Genomic DNA, 19,641 nt, shown 5'->3' with positions numbered 1-19,641 from the left:
CTGGACCGCATGAAGTGGCTTCCAGGGGGATGGCAACGAGCTGACTGGAGCGAGCCGACGCGCACGATCCCGCGCGGCACCGCTCGATACACCTCGGGGCGCCAGGCGGCGGAGCCTCATCCGCCGCCTGGCGGGGCGCCCGCGCCCACGATGCTGGGTGCTGACGCCCACGACATCGACGTCAGCTCCGCGAGCTTCCGCTCGCTGCTGATCGGTGGCGGGATCAGCGGCCTGGGCACCGTGCTGATCGCGGCGACGCTGGTCAACAACGGCAGCACCCCGGGCATGTGGTTCTGGCAGTTGGTCTTCGGCGTGGCGTTCCTGTGGTTCGTGATGGGTTCGCGCGGGATGCTGCGCGGCCGCGGGTTCCTGATCGACCGCAGCGGTTTCTACGCGCGGACCATGGGTGAGGTCGTCGGAGTCGACTGGCGCGAGATCAAGGCGGTCGGCATCGGCGCACTGCCGTGGATCGAGAACAAGCGGCCGGTGAACCCGGAACGCCGCCGCGCGCTGGAGATCTACCCGGCCGACGCGGGTTTCATGGACCGGCACCCCGAGCTGGAGCGCTGGCTGGTGGAGGAACCGCCGACCGTCCAGGGCCTGCCGCCGGACCGCTACCGGTTCCACCTGCCGCCGTTCAGCCGCCTGCCGAAGGACCTGGAGGCCGCGGTCAAGGACATCGCGCCGCAGAAGTGGGTGGGCCAGTACCGGCGTCACCTGCCGCGCCCGCCGCAGGGCTGATCAGCTTCGAGACCCAGGCTGTCGAGCGGGTCACCGGTGCTGAGCTGCGGATCGTCGACCGCGAAGGTCCGCGCCACGCCCCGGCCCGTCGCGGCCGTCTCGAACCGGACGGTGACCCGGCCGTGCCCGGCGCCCTGCACCCAGCCGTGCCCGTGCTCGCCGTGCAGGACGTCGTCGCCCGCCCGCCACTGGCGTGACGACGGCTGCGCGGCCTCGGCCGGTTCGGGTGTCTCCGGCTCGGGTTCCGGGTTCTCCTCCGGATCGGCGGGGTGGTCGAACAGCGACTCCTGCTCGGAGTTGGCCAGTCCCGAGTAGGACACGCCGACCAGGCGCACCGGTGTTCCCGGCGGCACGGCGATCGGCAGGAGGCGGCGGGCCGCAGCCGCCAGGGTGTGCAGTTCGCTGGTGGCCGAGGCGAACGTCTCGGCCCGGCTGATCGTGGTGAAGTCCGAGTCTCGGACCTTGAGCGTCACGGTCCGCGCGGCGCGGCCCGAGGACACCAGCCGCCGGTGGGCGTTCTCGGCCTGGCCCACCACCTCGGTCAGCAGCGTCGCGCGGTCGGTGATGTCGTGGTCGAAGGTCGTCTCCGCGCTGACCTGCTTGGCCTCGGCGCGCTCGGCGACGGGGTGGTCGTCGACGCCCTGCGCGAGCCGGTGCAGCTCGGCGCCGATCGCCTGGCCGAGCAGGGACGTCACGTCCTGCGGGTGCAGCGCGGCGAGCTCGCCGATCGTGCTGACTCCGATCCGGTGCAGCTTGGACTCGGTGACCGGCCCGATCCCCCACATCTTGCGCACCGGGAGCGCCCACAGCAGCTCCAGCTGCTCCTCGGGCGGCACGACCAGCATCCCGTCCGGTTTCGCCAGCCCCGACGCGATCTTCGCGAGCTGCTTGCCCGGTCCTGCGCCGATGGAGGCCACCACCCCGACTTCGCGCAGCACGCGAGCTCGCAGCGCGCCGGCGAACTCCTCGACGCGGTGAACGGGAGCACCGGCGAGCTCGGTGGGTTCCATGAACGCCTCGTCGACCGACACCTGCTGCACGACGTCGGAGACCTCGCGGACGATGCCCAGCACGTGCCGGCTCACCGCTTGGTAGACGCGGAAGCGCGGTGGCAGGACCACGGCCACCGGGCAGCGGCGGCGGGCTTCGGCCATCGGCATGGCCGATTTCGCCCCGTACTCGCGCGCCTCGTAGCTGGCCCCGGCGACGGTGCCGCGCGGCCCGAGCCCGCCGACCAGCACCGGACGTCCCCTCACGGTGGGGCGGGTGAGCTGCTCCACGGACGCGAAGAACGCGTCCATGTCCATGTGCAGCACCCACCTCATGGGACTCATTGAACTCGAACGGGCCGACAAGGGCGCGGAAGGCGCGGTTGTGAGCGCCGTCTCCGTTGCCGTTGGTCCGGCGGGTGAGGCGAAGGTCGTCCTGCGGTCACCTCGCCCGGCGCGGACCGGTGCGAGGGAACCTTCCTGTCACTTCCGGGCGGAGTTCAGCGCAGGCGGGACCAGGCGTAGGTGGTCATGGCGTCGCGGAGGTAGGAAGCCATGCCCTTGGGTTTGCGCCGCTCGATGCGGTGCCGGAACTTCGGCTGGTTGACGTACATCTCGGCCAGCCGCAGGTAGGAGGCGCGATCGGGCGTCCAGAAGTGGCCGAGCCACTGGTAGTGCTCGTGAACGATCTGCTGGGTCCGGGGATCGTTGCTGGGCACGCCGGTGGCGAACAGCTCGGCGACGGTGGAGCTGATGCGCTGCCAGTCCTCGCCGATCTTGCGGGCCACGGTTTGCTTCTGCGCCGGGCTGAGGTTCCCGGCGCCTGAGGGGGTGAGGTTTCCGATCAGCGCGGTGCCGTCCTCGACGGCCTCGGTCTGTTCGAGAGCTGCGCTCCCGGACAGGTTGTTCGGCTGCACGGCATCCCCCTTGTTTCGATCATGCGCGCACAGCGCCTTCTGCCACGACCAACGGGCAGTGATGCATCAAGACTCTTTCGAGCGAAATGCGTCAACTGCCCGTGGCACAGTAGCGGAGACGACTGGCTGCGGTGCGTGATCTACCGGATCCGCGACAACTCTGTGATTGCGCTGCGGATTCCTCCGGGTGAGGGCTTCACTCCGGCCGGTCTTCGTCCGGTTCTTCCTCCGCTGCGGTTGCGCGGGGAGCGAGGAACACCACGCCCCGGTCCAGGTCCAGCGGACCACCCGGGTCGTGGTCACGGGACACGCCGTCCTGGTCGCCCTCGTGCTTGAGCTTGCGACCGGGGAACATCTCACCGATTGCGGCCATGACCCCACCGTAACCGCGACCTGCGGTGATGCACAGCGCTGAGCGAAAGGTTCCCGTGCGCGCGGCCGCGCGGAGGGCGCCGGAACGCCGGTGCCCGCCTCGCCTGGGGCGAGACGGGCGCCAACCGATCAACGGTTCAGCACTGCGACTTGTAGAAGTACTGGGCCTGCTGGTCCAGGTTGTCGCGGGTGATGGAGATCATCTCCGTCTTCGTCTCCCGCTCGACGGGCTGTCCCTTGATCGCCGCGATGGCGCGCTTGACGCCCTCCTGGCCGATCTTGCCCGGGTTCTGGGCGATGAGGGCCTGCACCCGACCGTTGCGCAGGTCGTCGACCTGCTTCGGGCTCGCGTCGAAGCCCACCAGCTGCACCTGACCGGACTTGCCCGCGTTGGACAGCGCCGTGCCCGCGCCCTCACCGGTGTTGAGGTTCGTGCCGAACACGCCCACCAGGTCCGGGTTGGCCGCCAGCGTCGAGGACACGATCTGCGCGGCCGTGGCCGGCTCGTTCTCGGTGTACTGGGTGGGCAGCAGCTTCAGGTTCGGGTGCTTGGCGATCTCCTCCTCGAAGCCCTTGGCGCGCTCGTCCGTCGTGGAGGTGCCCGCCTTGGTGTTGAGGGCCAGCACCGAGCCCGGCTTGCCGCCCAGCAGCTGCACCAGGGTCCGCGCCGCCAACTGCCCACCGGCGTAGTTGTCCGAGGACAGCGACGTGACCGCGATGGAGCGGTCCTCCAGCGCGGTGTCGACCTCCACGACCTGGATGCCGTTGCCCTTCGCCTGCTGCAGCGGCGCGGCAAGGGCCTTGTCGTCGGTCGGGGCGATGATCACCGAGCCCGGCTTGCTGGCGACGATGCCGCCGAGGATCTGCGACTGCTCCGCCTGCTCGAACTTCTCCGGAGCCTGCACGTTGAGCTGATAACCCTGCGCCGCGGCTTCCTGCTGCGCCGCGCATTCGATGGAGACGTAGAACGGCTCGCCGCGCTGACCGGTGATCAGCGCGAGATTCTTGTTGTTCGGGTCGGTCTGCCCGCCGGTGCCACCGATCTGCCCGGAACCGCAACCGGCCAGCAGCAGCGCCGCGGCGCCGAGCGCCAACAGCCCCTTGTGCGTTCTCATCGAAACAACCTCCACACGACTCTGTGTTGAAAAAGGCTTGGGTTTCAAAGGGTTTGGTTCAACGGTTGTTGCGGGCTCGACGCCGGCGCTGGTCCAGGTAGACCGCGGCGACCAGGACCGCCCCGACGGCGATCGGCTGCCAGAACGGGCGAACACCGGCCATCACGAACCCGGCGTCGAGCACCGCCGGGATGAAAACGCCGATGACACTGCCCAGAATCGTCCCGATGCCGCCGAACAGGCTGGTGCCGCCCAGCACCACCGCGGCGATCGAGTTGAGGTTGTCGTTGCTGTGACCGCTGATCGTGGTCGTGCCGAAGTAGGCCAGTGACATGAATCCGGCCAACCCGGCCAGCACGCCGGTGAGCGTGTAGACCGCGATGAGGTGGCGGGTGACCTTGATGCCGCTGCGCCGCGCGGCTTCGGAGTTCGAGCCGATCGCGTAGGTGTAGCGGCCGAAAGCGGTGGTGTGGAGCAGCCACATCGCCAGCAGTGTGATGATCGCGGCCAGGATCACCAGGTTCGGCACCACGCCGAAGGACGTCCCCGTGCCGAGGGTGGTGCGCAGGGTGGCGGGAACCGTGCGCACGTCGATGCCGTTGGTCAGCAGCTGCGCGGCACCCAGCGCCGCACCGAACGAGCCGAGCGTGACGATCAGCGCGGGCACTCGCGCCACCGCGACCAGCAGCCCGTTGAGCAGTCCCCACGCCGCGCCGCCGATCAGCGCCGCTACCAGGCCGATCGCGATGACGCCCCAGCCCGCGAAGGTGGCGTCGCCGCCGCTGAGCGCTTCCATGGTCATGGCCGAGACGACCCCGGCGAACACCAGCACGGAACCGACCGACAGGTCGATGCCGGAGGTGATGATCACGAAGGTCATGCCCACCGCGAGCATCAGCAGCGGTGCGGCCTGCACCAGCAGGTTCTGCACGTTGAACAGGGTCAGGAACGCGTCGGGGCGCAGTGCGCTGAACAGCGCGCACAGCACCACCAGCACCAGGCCGGTCCACACCGTGTTGGATCCGGCCAACCGGGAACGCAGGCTCACAGCGGGCTCGTCGGGGGTCTGCTGAACAGGCTTGTCGGCGGAGGTCTTCTGCGAAGTGGACATCAGCTCGCGTCCTCCTGGGACAGGGCCCCGGTCATCGCACCGACCAGGTCCTCCAGCTTGGCTTCGGCGGCGTTGAACCGGGCGACCCGGCTGCCCAGTCGCAGCACTTCGACGCGGTCGGCGACCGAGAGCACCTCGGGCATGTTGTGGCTGATCAGGACGACGGCCATGCCGGTGTCGCGAACCCGGCGGACGACGTCGAGGACGCGTTCGCGCTGCACCACGCCCAGCGCGGCGGTCGGCTCGTCGAGGAACACCAGCCGGCTCGCCCACGCCACCGACCGGGCCACCGCGACGCTCTGCCGCTGACCGCCCGAGAGCGCACCGATCGGCACGGACAGGTCGGGAAGCGAGACGCCGAACTTGGCGAACTGCTCGGTGGCTTCGGCGCGCATCTTGGCCTTGTCCAGCATTCCGAGCTTGCCGAGCAGGCCCGGCCGCCGGATCTCGCGGCCCAGGAACAGGTTCGCGGCCGGGTCCAGGTCCGGCGCCACGGCGAGATCTTGGTAGGCGGTTTCGATGCCGTGACCGCGCGCGGCGGTCGGGGAGTCCAGCGACACGGGCTTGCCGTCGACCAGGATCTGGCCGGAATCCGGCTGCTCCACCCCGGACAGGCACTTCACCAGGGTCGACTTGCCCGCACCGTTGTCACCGATGAGCGCGACCACCTCGCCCGGGTGCACGGTGAAGGAAGCCCCTCGCAGCGCTTCCACGCTGCCGTAGCGCTTGACGAGATCACGTGCTTCGAGAAGTGGTTCGGTCATGCGCGGCTCCCAGCTGATGGTGGTCTGCACAGCACGGTGGTGAGGTCGCCTTCCAAGCGGGTCTGCCCGGCGGCGTGCGGCACGACGGCGGTGGCTCCGCGCCGCAGCGGCAGAGGGGAACCGTTCGCGCAGTGCAGTTCTCCGCTGCCGTCGAGAACGATCAGCACGCCGAAGGAAGGGTCGAGTTCTGCCGAACCGTGCAGGCGGTCGGCGCGGAAGAACGGTGCGGCGTCCTCGGCCAGGAGGGGAACGCGTCCTTCACCCAGGTCGCCGGTGCGCTTGATCAGCGATGCCAGGAGGGCGTCGTCGAACCCGGAGTGGTTGACCGTCTCCAGGGCGGTGGCGGTCTCCAGGCCGAGGAACGCGCCTTCGGCGTCGGTCAGGAATCCCTGCCACTCCAGGGTGATCGAGAAGTCGGTGGGCTGCTGCAGTTCGACGATGAACACCCCTGCGCCGATGGCGTGCGGAGTTCCGGCGGGCACGTGCACGGTGTCGCCGGGCTTGACCGGGATCTCGTTGAGCGAGCCCAGCATCGCCGAGGAGTCCTGGGTGCGCACCCACTCGGCCACCGTCTCCGGTGTCACGTCATCCCGGAACCCCAGGTACACCACGGGGTTCGCGCCGCTGGTCCCCACCACGATCCACGCCTCGGTCTTGCCGAAGCGAGAACCCAGGTGCTGCTTGGCGAACACGTCATCGGGGTGGCAGTGGACCGGCAGGCGCTGGCCGGCGTCGAGCAGCTTCACCAGCAGCGCGGTGCTCTCGCCGTAGGCCGACACGTGATCGGCGCCCAGCCAGGACCGGGGGTCGGCGCTGACCACGTCGCGCAGCAGCCGGCCGTCGGGCAGCCGGGACAGCCCGGACTCGTCCTGCCCGAACCGGGTGGTGGTGGAGGCGACCCAGTCTTCGGGGCCGAACTCCCGGTCATCTCCGCCGCCGCGCAGTGCGGCGATCGACGCTCCACCCCGGTAGAACTGCCGGGGCTGGTTCGCCGGCAGCACCGTTGCTCGCGCGGATGAAGAACTGTGGACGGAACTCAACGAACTACCTCTCCAGATCCTCGGACCAGCAGCCTGGTCGGGACGACGACGCGACCGGGTGGCGACGTGTCGCCGTCCAGCCGCGCGAACAGCAACTCGGCCGCGGACTTGCCCAACGCCCAGGTGTCGTGGGTGACCACGGTGATCGGTGGGTCCAGCAGGTCGGCCAGCTCGAAGTCGTCGAAGCCGACCAGTGCCGGACGAGCGGGCCGCCCCGCGAGCGCGCGCAGCGCGTGAATGGTGATCCGGTTGTTGCCGGTGACCAGTGCGGTGGCCTCGCGCAGCGGGCCGGACAAGGTCTCGGCGACGGACTCGTCGGTGTGCGGGCCCATCACGACCAGGTCGGACTGGAACGGCACTCCGGCTTGCGCGCATCCTTCGCGGAACCCGCGCAGTCGTTCGGCGGCGGTGTGGATCTCGGGGGCGTCACCGAGGAAGGCGATGCGGCGGTGGCCGTGCTCGGCGAGGTGCCGGGCCGCCTGGGCGGTTCCACCGGCGTTGTCGATGAGCACCGAGTCGGCGACGAGGTTGCCCGGCGGGCGGTCGACGAAGACGACCGGTGTGCCCGCGTTGATCTCGTGCGCGATGTAGCCGTGCTGGTGACCTGCGGGAACGACGATCAGCCCGTCGACGCGGCGCGCGCAGAACTCCAGCACCAGCTCTCGCTCGCGCGTCGGGTCCTCGTCGGAGGACCCGGTGAGCACCTGCTTGCCCTGCACGCGGGCGACTTCCTCCACGGCGCGGGTCAGCACCGAGTAGAAGGGGTTGGCCAGGTCTTCCAGGACCAGGCCGAGGGTGCCGGTTCCGGTGCCGCGGCGCAGGTTCCGGGCGCTGACGTTGCGGCGGAAACCGAGCTGGTCGATCGCTGAGAGCACGCGCTGCGCGGTCGCCGGGTGCACGCCGTCCTCGGCGTTGACGACGCGGGAGACCGTTTTGACGCTCACGCCGGCCAGCCGCGCCACATCGGTCATGGTGGCGCGGCGGACGTTCCTCGACTCAGACAACGTTGTCATGGCGGAGCGGATTGGACCTCACGTTCGAGCGTTCTGTCAATGCTGGGCTTCCACTTCTGCTGCGCTCGGTCGCCCGTCTTGCGCCACCCGGACCAATGCTGACGACGGGTCGAGCACGCGGCCTTCAGGCGTGGGGTGGCGGCAGAAAGGTTCCCTTCCTCCGGCTCAGGGCCTCGGTGAGGGGACGGTCAAGGCCTCCGACGGTCGCAACCGGTGCGCTGATCGGTGCCCGCCGGTGACCAAAAACGACAGGAACGGAGCTGCGCATTGACCTCGGGCGCGACGGGCCGCGACGGTGGGCTCGCGTGGCTTGACAAGGTTGTCTAGGTGCGGAGATGACGATGCTTCCAGGCATGTCCAGAAGGTCCGTGTTGCGCGCGTTGGGCGCGGTCGCCGCCGCAGGCGGGATGTTCGCGACCACGTCGGTGCCGGGGTCGGCGCGGCGGGATTGGAAACCGGTCGCCGACGCCGTTCGCGAGGAATACCTGTGGGCGTGGCGCCAGTACGTCGAACGCGCCCTCGGCGCCGACCACATCAAGCCCATCTCGGGCGGCAGGGGAGATTTCTTCGTCGAGGGTCATTCCGTCGGGCTGAGCCTCGTCGAAGCGGTGGACACGCTGTGGCTGATGGAGGCGGACGCCGAAGTCGCCCGGGCAGTGCAGTGGATCGTCGACGACCTGGACTTCGACATCGACGCTCCCTTCCAGGTCTTCGAGACCAACATCCGCATGGTCGGAGGCCTGGCCGCCGCCTACCACTGCACGGGTGATCAGCGGCTGCTCGAACGCGCCAAGGACGTCGCCGACCGGCTGCTACCGGCCTTCACCCAATCCCCGACCGGCCTGCCCTACCGGTACGTGAACCTGGCGACCGGGGCGGTCAGCGACCCCGAGACCAACATCGTCGAGATCGGCACCTACATCGCCGAATTCGGCGTGCTCTCGCAGTGGACCGGTGACAACCGCTATTACGACCTGGCGAAACGAGCGATGCGCGTCGCCTACGACAAGCGCACCGAACTCGGCCTGCTGCCGCACGACATCAACGCCGAGACCGGGCAGTGGCGGAACCGCCAGGCGACGATCGGGCCGCCCGGGGACTCCTACTACGAGTACCTCTGGGACGGGTACCGGCTCTTCGGCGACCCCGAGCTCAAGCAGTGGTACGACACGCTCACCGACGCGATCCTGTCGAAGCAGGCCGAGCGGCACGACGGGCTGCTGTGGTTCCCGCAGGTGGACGCCTTCACCGGGGAGGTCCTCAGCCGGGAGCAGAGCGTCCTCGCCGGCTTCTACGCCGGGCTGCTCGCCGAGTCCGGTCACGTCGTCGAAGGGCGCGCCTATCACGACGCGTTCAACCTGGTGCAGGACCGGTTCGGCGTGATCCCGACCTTCGTGGACTACTCGACGATGACCGCCACCCGCGTCGACAACGCCCTGCGTCCGGAGTTCGCCGACTCCGCGCTGATGCTGTGGTCGGCCACCGGCGACGAGGTGTTCCGCGAACGCGCCCACACCCACTTCGAGAACATGGTGGCCACGTCGAAGACCACCTACGGGTTCGCGTCCCTTACCGACGTCACCGCCAAACCACCGTCCCAAGAGGACACCTGTCCGGGCTATTGGTGGTCGGAGCAGATGAAGTACTACTGGCTGCTGTTCTCCGACACCCCTCGCCTGGACTACCGGGACAACTACCTGAGCACCGAGGCGAACCTGCTGCGCGGGGCGCGGCGCTGAGCTGAGGATGGGAACCTTCCTGCCACCGCGGTGCGCGAAAGGTTCCCATCCTCGCTCCGCTCACCCCGATACCCTGGTGGCATGGCTGATCATGTGCAGGTGGTGACCACCACCGACTCCGAGGAGTCCGCCGCGGAGCTCGCGCGGGGCGTCGTGGAAGCCCGGCTGGGGGCGTGCGTTCAGGTCGTGCCGATCCGCAGCTTCTACGTGTGGGACGGCGCGGCGCAGGACGACCCGGAGTGGCAGCTGCAGATCAAGACCTCCAGCGGTCGGCTGGACGCCCTGATCGGGCATCTGAGGGCCAACCACGGGTACGACGTGCCCGAGATCATCGCGACGCCGATCGTCGGCGGGAACCCCGATTACCTGACCTGGGTCGACGAGCAGACGACACCGGCGTCTCGGTGACGCGCGCCACCGGGCACACTCGCTCTGAGGTGCCGTGCAATCGGAAGTGGGGTCGACGTGCCGCGTAGCTATGGCGGGTGGTTCCGGCTGGTCGCGATCGCCGAAGCGTTCTCCTGGGCGGGACTGCTGGTGGCGATGGCGTTCAAGTACGGGCTCGGGATGCCGCTGGGCGTGACCATCATGGGTTCGGTCCACGGGGCCATGTTCACCGCCTACGTGGTGACCACCCTGATCGTGTTCAGCCCGTTGCGCTGGCGCTTCTGGCCGTTGGTGTTCGCGCTGGTGGCCTCGGTGCCGCCGCTGGCCACGGTGTGGTTCGAGCGCTGGGCCAACCGCCGCGGGATGCTCACCGCGCCCGACTCCGACGCCCCGACGTTCTGGGGACACGTGCGCTACGCGCTCAAGGAGCTGAACTAGAAGTCGCCGGCCGCGTGGCGGACCTTGCCGAGCAGTTCGGTGAGCTGCTGGGTCTGGCGCTCGGTGATGCCGCCCAGACCGAAGTCGATCTCGGTGACGGCGTCGGTCGCCTTCTGCATCAGGTTCCGGCCCTCCTCGGTGATCTCCACCAGGGTGGTGCGCCGGTCGGTGGGGTGCGGAACGCGCCGGACCAGACCGTCCTGTTCGAGCCTGTCGACGATGTTGGTCACGCTGGTGGGGTGCAGCTGGAGCCGGTCGCCCATGACGCGCATCGGCAGGCTGCCGCGCTTGGAGAACGTGAGCAGCACGAGGGCTTCGTAGCGGGCGAAGGTCAGGTTGTGCGCGCGCAGGGCGTTGTCGACGGCGGACTGCAGGATCTGCTGCACGCGCATCACGCTGGTCACCGCGGCCATCGTCGTGGACGGGCCGATCCGCTCTGCCCAGGTCTCGGCCGCGCGCGCGATGGGGTCGAAGGGCAGTGGACCACGGGAGCTCATAGCGTCCGACGCTAGCAGCGAGAGCGAGCACGTCTGAGGGCTGTGCTGCTACTACTTTCTCTAGAACTCATTCACGGTGACGAACCGATGGGAGCGGACGTGCTGGTGGCCTTCAGTGTTGCCCCGAGCGGGGCTGGTGAGAGCGACAGTGTCAGCGAGGCGGTGGCCGCCGCGGTGAAGGTGGTCCGGGAATCCGGTCTGCCGCACGAGACGACCTCGATGTTCACCACGATCGAGGGCGAGTGGGACGAGGTCATGGACGTGGTCAAGCGCGCCACCGAGGCGGTTTCGGCGCACTCGCCGCGGACCAGCCTGGTGCTCAAGGCGGACATCCGTCCCGGGCACTCCGGGCAGCTGCGGTCCAAGGTCGAGCGGGTGGAGCAACATCTTCGGGAACAGTAGGTGAACGCGAAACGGGGATGGTGTCCTCATCGACACCATCCCCGTGATCACGTCAGGCTCGACTGACGTCAGCCCTGCGGGTGGTCGACCACCGGGGCGTTGACGCACTCGCTGCTCTGCGGCGACAGAACCGGGACGACGATGCCGACGAGGGCACCAACGTTGTTGCCGCAGGCCTGCACCGGCACGGCGCTGATGTTGTTGTCGTCCAGCAGGTTGACGCCGTCGTTGTCGGCGGTGTCCGCGAACGCGGTGCTGCCCAGGGTCACGATGCTGAGGGCGGCGACGCCGGCGGCACCGGCAACACGGGTTGCAATACGCACTTTTTCGAACCTCTCGTTGAACTACTGGCCGAAGGTCCCCCACGAGAGACCCCGCAGCCCGCGAGACGACCGCAGTCCCCTCGCAGGCTCTGTGTCCTCTTCGGCGATCACCGTCGGAGAACATGAGGGTTTGATCGCTTACGCCACCTGTTCGTGTGGCTTCGTTCACCGATTCGAATTGATTTTTGGGGCTTCGGCGTGTCCGGATGAGCGCATTCGGTGACCACTTCGCCGCCCGTACGTGACCTTGGGGCGGGTGGTGCGAGAAAGGTTCCCCTCATCGCACGCCCACGCGCCAGGCCGCTGGTCGGACGTGTCAGGATGGAACTGTGACGAGGCCGGATCCACGCCAGAACGCAGCAGCGATGTCCGCCGCGATGGCGGGCGCAGTCGACCTGTCGGCACTCAAGAGCCGTGCCGAGGCCGCAGCCAATTCCGCAGCGCAGCCGCCCAGCGGTGGCGGTGACGGTGCGGCCGGGCAAGCGCACCCGGCGATCATCGAGGTCACCGAGGCCGACTTCCAGGCCGAGGTCGTCGAGCGGTCCATGCAGGTACCGGTCGTCGTCGACCTGTGGGCCACCTGGTGCGAGCCGTGCAAGCAGCTCTCCCCGGCGTTGGAGAAGCTCGCCCGCGAGGGCAACGGTGCTTGGGTGCTGGCGAAGATCGACGTCGACGCGAACCCGCGGATCGCGCAGCTGTTCCAGGTGCAGTCGGTGCCGATGGTGATCGCGGTGGCCGGAGGGCAGCCGGTCGACGGCTTCGCCGGCGCGCAGCCCGAGCCGCAGCTCCGGGAGTGGATCAGCTCCCTGCTCAACGCCCTGCGCGACCAGCTGCCCGGAATCCGGGCGGCCGAGGAGGGCGCTTCCGAGGCCGAGCCCGAAGAGGAGCCCGAGGACCCGCGGTTCACCGCCGCCGAGGACGCCTTGGAGCAGGGTGACTTCGCCGCCGCCGAAGCTGCCTACCAGCAGATCCTCGACAGCGAGCGGAACAACGAGCAGGCCAAGGCCGCCCTCGTGCAGGTGCGCTTCATGGCCCGCGCCGAGCAGGCCGACCCGTCGGCGATCGAGCGCGCCGACGCCGCGCCGGACGACCTCGACGCCCAGATCGCGGCCGCTGACGCGGAGGTCGCCTTCGGCAAGGTCGACGAAGGCTTCACGCGCCTGATCCAGGCGGTCAAGCGCACTTCGGGCGACGATCGCAACCGGGTCCGCACGCACCTGGTCGAGATGTTCGAGATCTTCCCCGAGGGTGACGAGCGGGTCGCCAAGGCCCGCCGCAACCTGGCCAGCGCGCTGTTCTGATCTTTCCCGCCGATCGCCCTCTCCGTCGACACCGGTGGGGAGGGCGATCGTGGTTCGTGGGCGAAAGGCTCCCCTCCTCCACGAACTGTCAGGCCGGGGCCACGAGGCGCTCGCGCAGGGCCGCCTGGCCCTCGTCGCCGAGGCCCGACGTGCGCAGGTAGTCGGCGAAGTCGCGGCCGTTGACGACCTCGTCGAGGAGGCCGCGCTCGGTGACGTCGTGCTGAGCGAGGAACTCCCGGACCTTCGGGATGTCATCGCCCAAACCGGCCGCCGCGCACAGCTCCGCGCGGCGCTGGTGGCTGATCGCGTAGTCCTCGGCGATGTCCTGCGCGCTCACCCCGAGCGAGGCCAGCAGGACCAGGGTGATCAGCCCGGTGCGGTCCCGACCGCCGCCGCAGTGCACCAGCACGCCACCGGGTTCGGCGTGGACCACCGCGCCGACGATCTCGGCCACGAGTCGCGGGTAACGGTCGAGGAAGGCCTCGTAGTACAGGGGAGTGCACGAGAAGGCCCCTCCCCACCGGTCCCAGAACTCGGTGTCGGACATGTCGTCCAGCGGGATCCGGATGGTGGTCAGATCGGCCGGGCGCGGTGCGCGGTCGGTTTCGTCCTCGTCCAGGCCGGTCAGGTCGATGATCGTGCGCACGCCGTGCTGCTGCAAACCTTCCCAGCCCGCTGACGTCAACGCGGCGGGGTGCTCGGCGCGCACCACGGCACCCCAGCGGGTCCGCCCGCCCTCGGCGGGCAGACCTCCCAGATCACGAGCGTTGAGAAGACCGTCGAAGTCCAGAACTCGTCGTTCGCTCATGCTTCGAGGGACGCGCGGACCCACCGCGAGGTTGAGCGAAGGGCTCAGCTGTCGTACTTGGTGGTGCAGGGAGCCAGGCCTTCTTGCACGCCGACGCGGAACGCCTCCACCCTGGCGAAGCCGACCGGGACCTGATCGCCGTTGGCGTTCGCCGCGATCAGGCTCTCCTCGCCCAGCAACGCGGACACGCCCTCGTCGATGTCCTCGGGCACGATCCGCAGCTTGCCCACGGGATTGCGCTGCCCGATCGGGTCTTCCACCAGCAGCCCGCTCCACGCACCGACCATGCACGCGGTCCGCAGCCCGGCGGCCTCGTCGTCGAGGGAATAGCCGGCGGCCTTCTGCACCGACAGCGCGTACCGGGAAGCGATCTGCGCGTAGGCGGCGAAATCGCCGTAGCCCGCGGACTGGCTCGCCTTGCTCGGCGGTGTGGCGATCTCGCGCAGCTCCGGAACGTTCAGCGAGATCGTGTTGGTCTCGGTGCAGAAGGACGCGGGCGAGGTCGGCTGCCGGCCGGAGCAGGTCTTGGGCTCGGCGATGATCCTCGGCGGGTCGGCGCCGGTGTCCCGGAACACCGAGTGCAGGCTCTCCTCCACCGCCTTCAGGCTCTTGCCGTCGATGGGCAGCTCGGTCTCCTGCTGGGTGGGCTTCCAGTTCTGGAACAGCGTCGTGCGCTTCTTGACCTCGTCGTTGGTCATCTCCGCGCAACGCTGGGGACCGTCGCTGAAGCCGAATTGGAAGGCGCTGACCCGGTCGAAGGCCGTGCCGTGCGCGTTGCTGCCGGTGAAGTCCGAGGATCCGGGGGAGTCGCGGATGAAGTTGAGCACGCCCATGACCTCGTTGAGGCCCGAACCCGTGGAAACCTGGAAGTACTGCGAAGACCCCTCGGCGACGTGCCGGAAGTAGGCGCCGGTGAAGCAGTCCGCCTGCTGTTCGAGCACGATCACCGGATCGTTCTGCGCGACGGTGCCCGCCCGGTGCTGCACGGCGTGCCCCATCTCGTGGGCCAGCACGGTCACGACCGCCAGCGGCCCGAAGCTGTTGTTGAGCTCGGGCAGCAGCGTCCCGCGATCCCAGGCGACGAGGTCCTCGGACGGGCAGTAGAAGGCGTTGACCATGCCCGCGGTGTTCTGCTTGCACAGCTGTCCGCCCGGAGCGCCCGAGTCGTAGGAGATCAGGCGCTTGACGGGTTCGAACTTCTTGCCGTCGAACGCCTGCGGGAAGGCTTCCGCCCAGTAGGCGTCGACGTCGGCGACGGCGTTGCGGGCGAGCTTGTCCATCTCCCCGTTGTCGGTGCCCTCCACGGGGAGCGGCGCCTGCGGGGCGCCTTCCTTCGGTCCGCTCGGACCGTCGGCGGCGGGAAGCCCCGCCACGCTGCTGGTGGAATAGCCGCCCAACGTCGTGGGAACGCCGCTGATGACCTGTGCGCATCCGCTGACCAGGGACGCGCAGGCGATTACCGAGACCGCGGCGCCGAGGATCCGCCCCCGCCGCCGGTTTGCCGTCGCCACCACTACACGCGCCCCATCTCGCTGCCGGTACCGAACTCGTTCGCCGTGGGCCGGTCGCGCGGCCCGGTCTTCGCGCAGCAGCCTATCGGGTGACCGATCTTCGTCACGGCCGATCTCGTCGGAGTCCGTTCGCGGGTGGCAGGAAGGTTCCCACGCTCACCTCACGCACCCGCCCCAGCCGGAGCGCACCCCGTCTCCGAAGGCCGCGATCCGATCGAAACCGCTCAGCGGTGGGCCGTCGCCGCCGCGGGACACCGCGTCGGATTCGAGGACGACCTGCACCGCCTCGTCCAGGTCGCCCGGTGACAGCTGCGGCTGCTCCGCGGTGAACGCGCCGGTCAGGCAGGCGATGTTGGCGCCGTTCGCTCGGTGGCCGAGTTCGGTCAGGGCCGCCAGGGCGTAGCGGGAGGCCAGCAGCGTGGTGACCGCCTGGTCGCCGATGTCGTCGTGGGTGCGGCGCAGCGCCACCGGATCGGCGGTGACCGTCGGGGGAGAGGGGCAGAAACCGACCGGCCCGCCGGAGCCGGGGCAGCCGGTGGAACGGGCCGGAGGGACCCATCGCCCGCCCAGGTCTGCGACCGCGGTCCCGAACCGCTCAGCCATCGGCGCCGTGTCCAGGACCGACTCCAAGGGAGCGTTCGGGTCGTCGTCGACCGGTTCGGCGACGTCGCTCTCGGACACCTGGGTGCACCCGCGGGGGCCTCCGGTGAAGCCGTGCTGGAAGGCCGTCACCCGGTCGAAGGCGGTGCCGTGCCCGGAGGTGCCGATCGGATCGCGGAAGACGGTGATGGCGCGCAGCGCGTCGTCGAGCCGGTCCGGGTCGGTGCGCAGGTGCGGGGCGTGACCGTCGGAGACCCATCGGAGGAAGGATCCCGCGTAGCAGTCGGCCATCGATTCCAGCCGCAGCGGTTCGCCCTCGGCGAGCCCGGCTCGCTGCTGCACCGCGTGCCCGATCTCGTGGGCCAGCACCACCGCCACCGCCGTGTCCCCGTAGTGCTCGCGCAGCACCGGCAGCAGCGCGGCGCGGTCCCAGGCGATGGCGTCCACGGACTGGCAGTAGTACGCGTTGCCCTCGACCTCCCGCGGTTCGGAGGCGCAGGGCGGGGCGGTGCCGGTGCCGCCGGTGTCGACCGAGAAGAACCCTCCGTCGAGGTCCCGCCAGGGCGAGCCGAAGGTGTCGGGGTAGGCGTGCGCCCAGTAGCGCTGGACGTCGGTGACGACGGTGGCTGCCAGGCGGTCCGTCTCACCGCGGTCCGTGCCGTGCACGAACGCCGGATCGACCGTGGGTTCCGACACATGCGGCGCCTGCTCGACGGGCGTCGTGCAGGCGCTGATGATCAGCCCGATGGTCACCGCGACAAGTCCGAATGCACGCACGCGCCCCAGCTTCCCACCCACCTCGGGGTGGGCGCGGGCGTCGGGTGCACATCGCACACGAGCGCGTCGAGCGAGATATGGTCCGCTCCCGTGAGAGCCGTCCACCGCTTTACCGTCCGGGCCCACCTGCCCGAGCCGCTCAGCCCACTGGGCAAGTTGGCGACGAACCTGCGCTGGGCGTGGCATCCGCCCACGCAGGACCTGTTCTCGGCGGTCGACCCGCAGGTGTGGGCCGCGGTGGGGGCGGATCCGCTGCGCCTGCTCTCGGAGGTGCCCGCCGAGCGGTTGCGGCAGCTGGCGGCCGACGAGGACTTCTTGGCGCGCACCCGCGCGGTGGGCGACGATCTGCGCCGCTACCTCACGGTGCCTCGCTGGTACCAGCAGCGCCAGGACGAGGGCGCGGGACTTCCGGCGTCGATCGCCTACTTCTCCATGGAGTTCGGCCTCACCGAGGCGCTGCCGAACTACTCCGGCGGGCTCGGCGTGCTCGCGGGCGACCACCTCAAGTCGGCCTCCGACTTGGGGGTTCCCCTGATCGGTGTCGGCCTGCTCTACCGCTCCGGCTACTTCCGGCAGGGCCTGTCGTCGGAGGGCTGGCAGGTCGAGCACTACCCGGTGATCGATCCGCGCGGGTTGCCGCTGGAGGTGCTCACCGACGAGGACGACCGCCCGGTGGTGGTCAAGGTTGCCATGCCCGCAGCCCGCACGATGCACGCCAGGGTGTGGAAGGCGCAGGTCGGACGGGTTCCGCTGCTGCTGCTGGACAGCGATCTGCCGGACAACGACGACGAGCTGCGCGGCACCACCGACCGGCTCTACGGCGGCGACGCCGAGCACAAGATCCGTCAGCAGATCCTCGCCGGTGTCGGCGGGGTGCGGGCGGTGCGCGCCTACTGCCGGCTCACCGGGCACCCGCAGCCCGAGGTCTTCCACACCAACGAGGGGCACGCCGGTTTCCTGGGGCTGGAGCGCATCAGGGAGCTGCAGACCGACCCGGGGCTGAACTTCGACCAGGCCACGGCCGCTGTTCGGGCCGGGACGGTGTTCACCACGCACACCCCGGTCCCGGCCGGGATCGACCGGTTCCCGGTGGACCTGGTGCGCCGCTACTTCGACGACGGTTCCCAGCAGCCGCTGCTGCCGGGGGTGCCCGCGGACCGCGTGCTGGCGCTGGGCGCCGAGGACAACCCGGGCATGTTCAACATGGCGCACATGGGCCTGCGGCTGGCGCAGCGCGCGAACGGGGTCTCGGAGCTGCACGGCGAAGTGATCCGCAAGATGTTCCGCAACCTCTGGCCGGGGTTCGGGGTCGAGGAGGTCCCGATTCGGTCGGTCACCAACGGGGTGCACGGGCCGACCTGGTCCGCGCGTGAACTGGGCAAGCTGCTCGGCGAGTCCGAGATGGACAGCGGTGCCGGGTTGCGCGGCATGGAACCGGTGAGCGATTCGCTGCTGTGGGAGCTCCGGTGCTCGCTGCGCCAGCGCCTGATCGACGAGGTGCGGCGCAGGTTGCGCGTCGCCTGGCAGCAGCGCGGCGCCTCGGACCTGGAACTGGGCTGGTGCGACTCGGTTTTCGACCCCGAGGTGCTCACCATCGGTTTCGCGCGAAGGGTTCCCACCTACAAGCGGGCGACGCTGATGCTGCGCGACACCGACCGGTTGCGGGAGCTGCTGCTGGATTCCGAACGCCCGGTGCAGATCGTGGTGGCGGGCAAGTCCCATCCGGCGGACGAGGGCGGCAAGGCGATGATCCAGCGGATCGTGCGCTTCGCCGACGGCGCCGACGTGCGGCACCGCATCGTGTTCCTGCCGGACTACGACATGTCGCTGGCCCGCTACCTGGTGTCGGGCTGCGACGTGTGGTTGAACAACCCGGTGCGGCCGTTGGAGGCGTGCGGGACGTCGGGGATGAAGGCCGCGCTCAACGGCGTGCTGAACCTGTCGGTGCGCGACGGCTGGTGGGACGAGATGTACGACGGCCGCAACGGGTGGGCGATCCCCACGGCCGACGGCGTCAGCGACCCCAACCGGCGCGACGACTTGGAAGCCGCGGCGTTGTACGAGCTGATGTCCGAGCACGTGGCGCCGATGTACTACGAGCGCAACAGCGATGGCGTGCCGGGCAAGTGGATGTCGATGGTCCGCCACACCCTGGCGACCCTGGGGCCGCGGGTGCAGGCGTCGCGCATGATCCGCGAGTACGTCGACGGGCACTACACGCCCGCCGCGCAGTCGGCGCGCGCGATGTTCGACGACGACTTCCGCGGTGCGCGGGAGCTGGCCGACTACCGGAGCCGGTTGCAGGCGGCGTGGAACCGGGTGCGGGTCGGTGACACCGAGATGTCGGTGGATCACGGGACGCCGCTGCTCGGCGGGCAGGTCACGGTGCGCGCCAGGGTGGACCTGGCCGGTCTCGATCCGTCCGATGTGGACGTCGAGGTCGTGGTGGGCCGGGTCGACGACAACGACGTGCTGCACGACTTCGTCACCGCGTCGATGAAGCCCATCGGTGACGACCGGTACGCGGCCGCGGTGACGTTGCCGCACGCGGGCCCGGCCGGCTACAACGTCCGCGTCCTGCCCCGGCACTCGTTGCTCTCGGAGCCCGCGGAACTCGGCAAGGTCGTCCTCGCGGGCTAGTTGTAGTGCCTTGGGAGGTTGTGAACGGGTGACACGGGGTCGGATGATCTTGGAATGAGTGAGGACCTCCGGGTTCGGTGTGGATCACCACAATCTGCACCGATCACCAGGAGGTCCTCGTGTGTCACCGTAACGCTCCGCTGACCGAGACGGGCA

Annotated in this window: 20 protein-coding genes; 7 read left to right on the top strand and 13 right to left on the bottom strand. The window is 69.6% G+C overall.

Going from position 1 to position 19,641, the window contains the following annotated elements:
• Positions 1 to 9 precede the first annotated feature (9 nt).
• The gene (locus E1181_RS03030; protein ID WP_132672330.1) at positions 10 to 741 is read left to right on the top strand and encodes a hypothetical protein; all 732 of its coding nucleotides are present in this window, start codon (positions 10 to 12) and stop codon (positions 739 to 741) included.
• Here E1181_RS03030 and E1181_RS03025 read toward each other — a convergent pair.
• The 8 genes from E1181_RS03025 to E1181_RS02995 form a co-directional block, all read right to left on the bottom strand.
• The gene (locus E1181_RS03025) at positions 714 to 2,066 is read right to left on the bottom strand and encodes a DNA polymerase IV (protein ID WP_132672329.1); all 1,353 of its coding nucleotides are present in this window, start codon (positions 2,064 to 2,066) and stop codon (positions 714 to 716) included. The two genes, E1181_RS03030 and E1181_RS03025, sit on opposite strands and share 28 nt — an antisense overlap.
• A 164-nt stretch (positions 2,067 to 2,230) precedes the next feature.
• On the bottom strand, positions 2,231 to 2,647 hold the full coding sequence (locus tag E1181_RS03020) for a TipAS antibiotic-recognition domain-containing protein (protein ID WP_132672328.1): 417 nt from the start codon (positions 2,645 to 2,647) through the stop codon (positions 2,231 to 2,233).
• Between the two features lie 196 nt (positions 2,648 to 2,843).
• Positions 2,844 to 3,020: a hypothetical protein gene (locus tag E1181_RS31275; RefSeq protein WP_165944508.1), complete on the bottom strand. Its 177-nt coding sequence runs from the start codon at positions 3,018 to 3,020 to the stop codon at positions 2,844 to 2,846.
• Between the two features lie 136 nt (positions 3,021 to 3,156).
• The gene (locus E1181_RS03015) at positions 3,157 to 4,134 is read right to left on the bottom strand and encodes an ABC transporter substrate-binding protein (protein ID WP_132672327.1); all 978 of its coding nucleotides are present in this window, start codon (positions 4,132 to 4,134) and stop codon (positions 3,157 to 3,159) included.
• 58 nt (positions 4,135 to 4,192) lie between these two features.
• On the bottom strand, positions 4,193 to 5,245 hold the full coding sequence (locus tag E1181_RS03010; RefSeq protein ID WP_132672326.1) for an ABC transporter permease: 1,053 nt from the start codon (positions 5,243 to 5,245) through the stop codon (positions 4,193 to 4,195).
• Positions 5,245 to 6,009 (bottom strand): ATP-binding cassette domain-containing protein, encoded by a 765-nt coding sequence (locus E1181_RS03005; protein ID WP_132672325.1) that lies wholly within the window; start codon positions 6,007 to 6,009, stop codon positions 5,245 to 5,247. Before E1181_RS03005 ends, E1181_RS03010 begins: the two co-directional genes overlap by 1 nt.
• Positions 6,006 to 7,049 (bottom strand): class I mannose-6-phosphate isomerase, encoded by a 1,044-nt coding sequence (locus tag E1181_RS03000; RefSeq protein WP_235875901.1) that lies wholly within the window; start codon positions 7,047 to 7,049, stop codon positions 6,006 to 6,008. The genes E1181_RS03005 and E1181_RS03000 overlap by 4 nt, the downstream gene beginning before the upstream one ends.
• Positions 7,046 to 8,020 (bottom strand): LacI family DNA-binding transcriptional regulator, encoded by a 975-nt coding sequence (locus tag E1181_RS02995; RefSeq protein WP_132672497.1) that lies wholly within the window; start codon positions 8,018 to 8,020, stop codon positions 7,046 to 7,048. The genes E1181_RS03000 and E1181_RS02995 overlap by 4 nt, the downstream gene beginning before the upstream one ends.
• 395 nt (positions 8,021 to 8,415) lie before the next feature.
• Here E1181_RS02995 and E1181_RS02990 point away from each other — a divergent pair, with 395 nt between their 5' ends.
• From E1181_RS02990 to E1181_RS02980, 3 genes are all read left to right on the top strand, one after another.
• Positions 8,416 to 9,801, top strand: coding sequence for a glycoside hydrolase family 47 protein (locus tag E1181_RS02990; protein WP_132672324.1), 1,386 nt, complete (start codon positions 8,416 to 8,418; stop codon positions 9,799 to 9,801).
• A gap of 81 nt (positions 9,802 to 9,882) precedes the next feature.
• Positions 9,883 to 10,209, top strand: a complete 327-nt coding sequence (gene cutA, locus E1181_RS02985; protein WP_132672323.1) for a divalent-cation tolerance protein CutA — start codon at positions 9,883 to 9,885, stop codon at positions 10,207 to 10,209.
• Positions 10,210 to 10,266: 57 nt separating this feature from the next.
• Complete coding sequence (locus E1181_RS02980) at positions 10,267 to 10,626, top strand: DUF3817 domain-containing protein (protein ID WP_235875889.1); 360 nt, start codon at positions 10,267 to 10,269, stop codon at positions 10,624 to 10,626.
• On the opposite strand, the gene E1181_RS02975 is transcribed toward E1181_RS02980, so the two are convergent.
• A complete protein-coding gene (locus tag E1181_RS02975) occupies positions 10,623 to 11,123 on the bottom strand; it encodes a MarR family winged helix-turn-helix transcriptional regulator (protein ID WP_132672322.1) in 501 nt (166 codons plus the stop codon). The two genes, E1181_RS02980 and E1181_RS02975, sit on opposite strands and share 4 nt — an antisense overlap.
• A 99-nt stretch (positions 11,124 to 11,222) precedes the next feature.
• Here E1181_RS02975 and E1181_RS02970 point away from each other — a divergent pair, with 99 nt between their 5' ends.
• Positions 11,223 to 11,525, top strand: coding sequence for an MTH1187 family thiamine-binding protein (locus E1181_RS02970; protein WP_132672495.1), 303 nt, complete (start codon positions 11,223 to 11,225; stop codon positions 11,523 to 11,525).
• A gap of 68 nt (positions 11,526 to 11,593) precedes the next feature.
• Here the strand turns inward: E1181_RS02970 and E1181_RS02965 are convergent, their stop codons facing one another.
• Entirely contained in the window at positions 11,594 to 11,848 is a 255-nt protein-coding gene (locus tag E1181_RS02965) for a hypothetical protein (RefSeq protein WP_235875879.1), read from the bottom strand.
• Between the two features lie 365 nt (positions 11,849 to 12,213).
• On the opposite strand from E1181_RS02965, the gene E1181_RS02960 reads away from it, so the two are divergent.
• Positions 12,214 to 13,149 (top strand): tetratricopeptide repeat protein, encoded by a 936-nt coding sequence (locus E1181_RS02960; protein WP_207921993.1) that lies wholly within the window; start codon positions 12,214 to 12,216, stop codon positions 13,147 to 13,149.
• 88 nt (positions 13,150 to 13,237) lie between these two features.
• Here E1181_RS02960 and E1181_RS02955 read toward each other — a convergent pair whose 3' ends face one another.
• From E1181_RS02955 to E1181_RS02945, 3 genes are all read right to left on the bottom strand, one after another.
• Entirely contained in the window at positions 13,238 to 13,957 is a 720-nt protein-coding gene (locus tag E1181_RS02955) for a tyrosine-protein phosphatase (RefSeq protein ID WP_132672321.1), read from the bottom strand.
• Between the two features lie 44 nt (positions 13,958 to 14,001).
• Entirely contained in the window at positions 14,002 to 15,468 is a 1,467-nt protein-coding gene (locus E1181_RS02950) for a neutral zinc metallopeptidase (protein ID WP_132672320.1), read from the bottom strand.
• Positions 15,469 to 15,624: 156 nt separating this feature from the next.
• On the bottom strand, positions 15,625 to 16,845 hold the full coding sequence (locus tag E1181_RS02945) for a neutral zinc metallopeptidase (protein ID WP_235875877.1): 1,221 nt from the start codon (positions 16,843 to 16,845) through the stop codon (positions 15,625 to 15,627).
• Between the two features lie 90 nt (positions 16,846 to 16,935).
• Between E1181_RS02945 and glgP the strand changes: the two genes are divergently transcribed.
• Positions 16,936 to 19,485, top strand: coding sequence for an alpha-glucan family phosphorylase (gene glgP / locus E1181_RS02940; RefSeq protein ID WP_132672318.1), 2,550 nt, complete (start codon positions 16,936 to 16,938; stop codon positions 19,483 to 19,485).
• The last annotated feature ends 156 nt before the right edge of the window (positions 19,486 to 19,641 follow it).

Origin of the sequence: Saccharopolyspora terrae (assembly GCF_004348435.1) — a bacterium.
GTDB classification, from domain to species: domain Bacteria; phylum Actinomycetota; class Actinomycetes; order Mycobacteriales; family Pseudonocardiaceae; genus Saccharopolyspora; species Saccharopolyspora endophytica.
The sequence above is the reverse complement of the archived record's forward strand: the minus strand, read 5'-3'. Positions and strand labels throughout refer to the sequence as shown.

Coding starts and splice junctions, on each gene's coding strand:
- E1181_RS03025 (WP_132672329.1), bottom strand. CDS start 2,066: ATGAGGTGGGTGCTGCACATGGACATGGACGCGTTCTTCGCGTCCGTG.
- E1181_RS02955 (WP_132672321.1), bottom strand. CDS start 13,957: ATGAGCGAACGACGAGTTCTGGACTTCGACGGTCTTCTCAACGCTCGT.
- E1181_RS03005 (WP_132672325.1), bottom strand. CDS start 6,009: ATGACCGAACCACTTCTCGAAGCACGTGATCTCGTCAAGCGCTACGGC.
- cutA (WP_132672323.1), top strand. CDS start 9,883: ATGGCTGATCATGTGCAGGTGGTGACCACCACCGACTCCGAGGAGTCC.
- E1181_RS02995 (WP_132672497.1), bottom strand. CDS start 8,020: ATGACCGATGTGGCGCGGCTGGCCGGCGTGAGCGTCAAAACGGTCTCC.
- E1181_RS03030 (WP_132672330.1), top strand. CDS start 10: ATGAAGTGGCTTCCAGGGGGATGGCAACGAGCTGACTGGAGCGAGCCG.
- E1181_RS03010 (WP_132672326.1), bottom strand. CDS start 5,245: ATGTCCACTTCGCAGAAGACCTCCGCCGACAAGCCTGTTCAGCAGACC.
- E1181_RS02960 (WP_207921993.1), top strand. CDS start 12,214: ATGTCCGCCGCGATGGCGGGCGCAGTCGACCTGTCGGCACTCAAGAGC.
- E1181_RS02990 (WP_132672324.1), top strand. CDS start 8,416: ATGTCCAGAAGGTCCGTGTTGCGCGCGTTGGGCGCGGTCGCCGCCGCA.
- E1181_RS02975 (WP_132672322.1), bottom strand. CDS start 11,123: ATGAGCTCCCGTGGTCCACTGCCCTTCGACCCCATCGCGCGCGCGGCC.
- E1181_RS31275 (WP_165944508.1), bottom strand. CDS start 3,020: ATGGCCGCAATCGGTGAGATGTTCCCCGGTCGCAAGCTCAAGCACGAG.
- E1181_RS03015 (WP_132672327.1), bottom strand. CDS start 4,134: ATGAGAACGCACAAGGGGCTGTTGGCGCTCGGCGCCGCGGCGCTGCTG.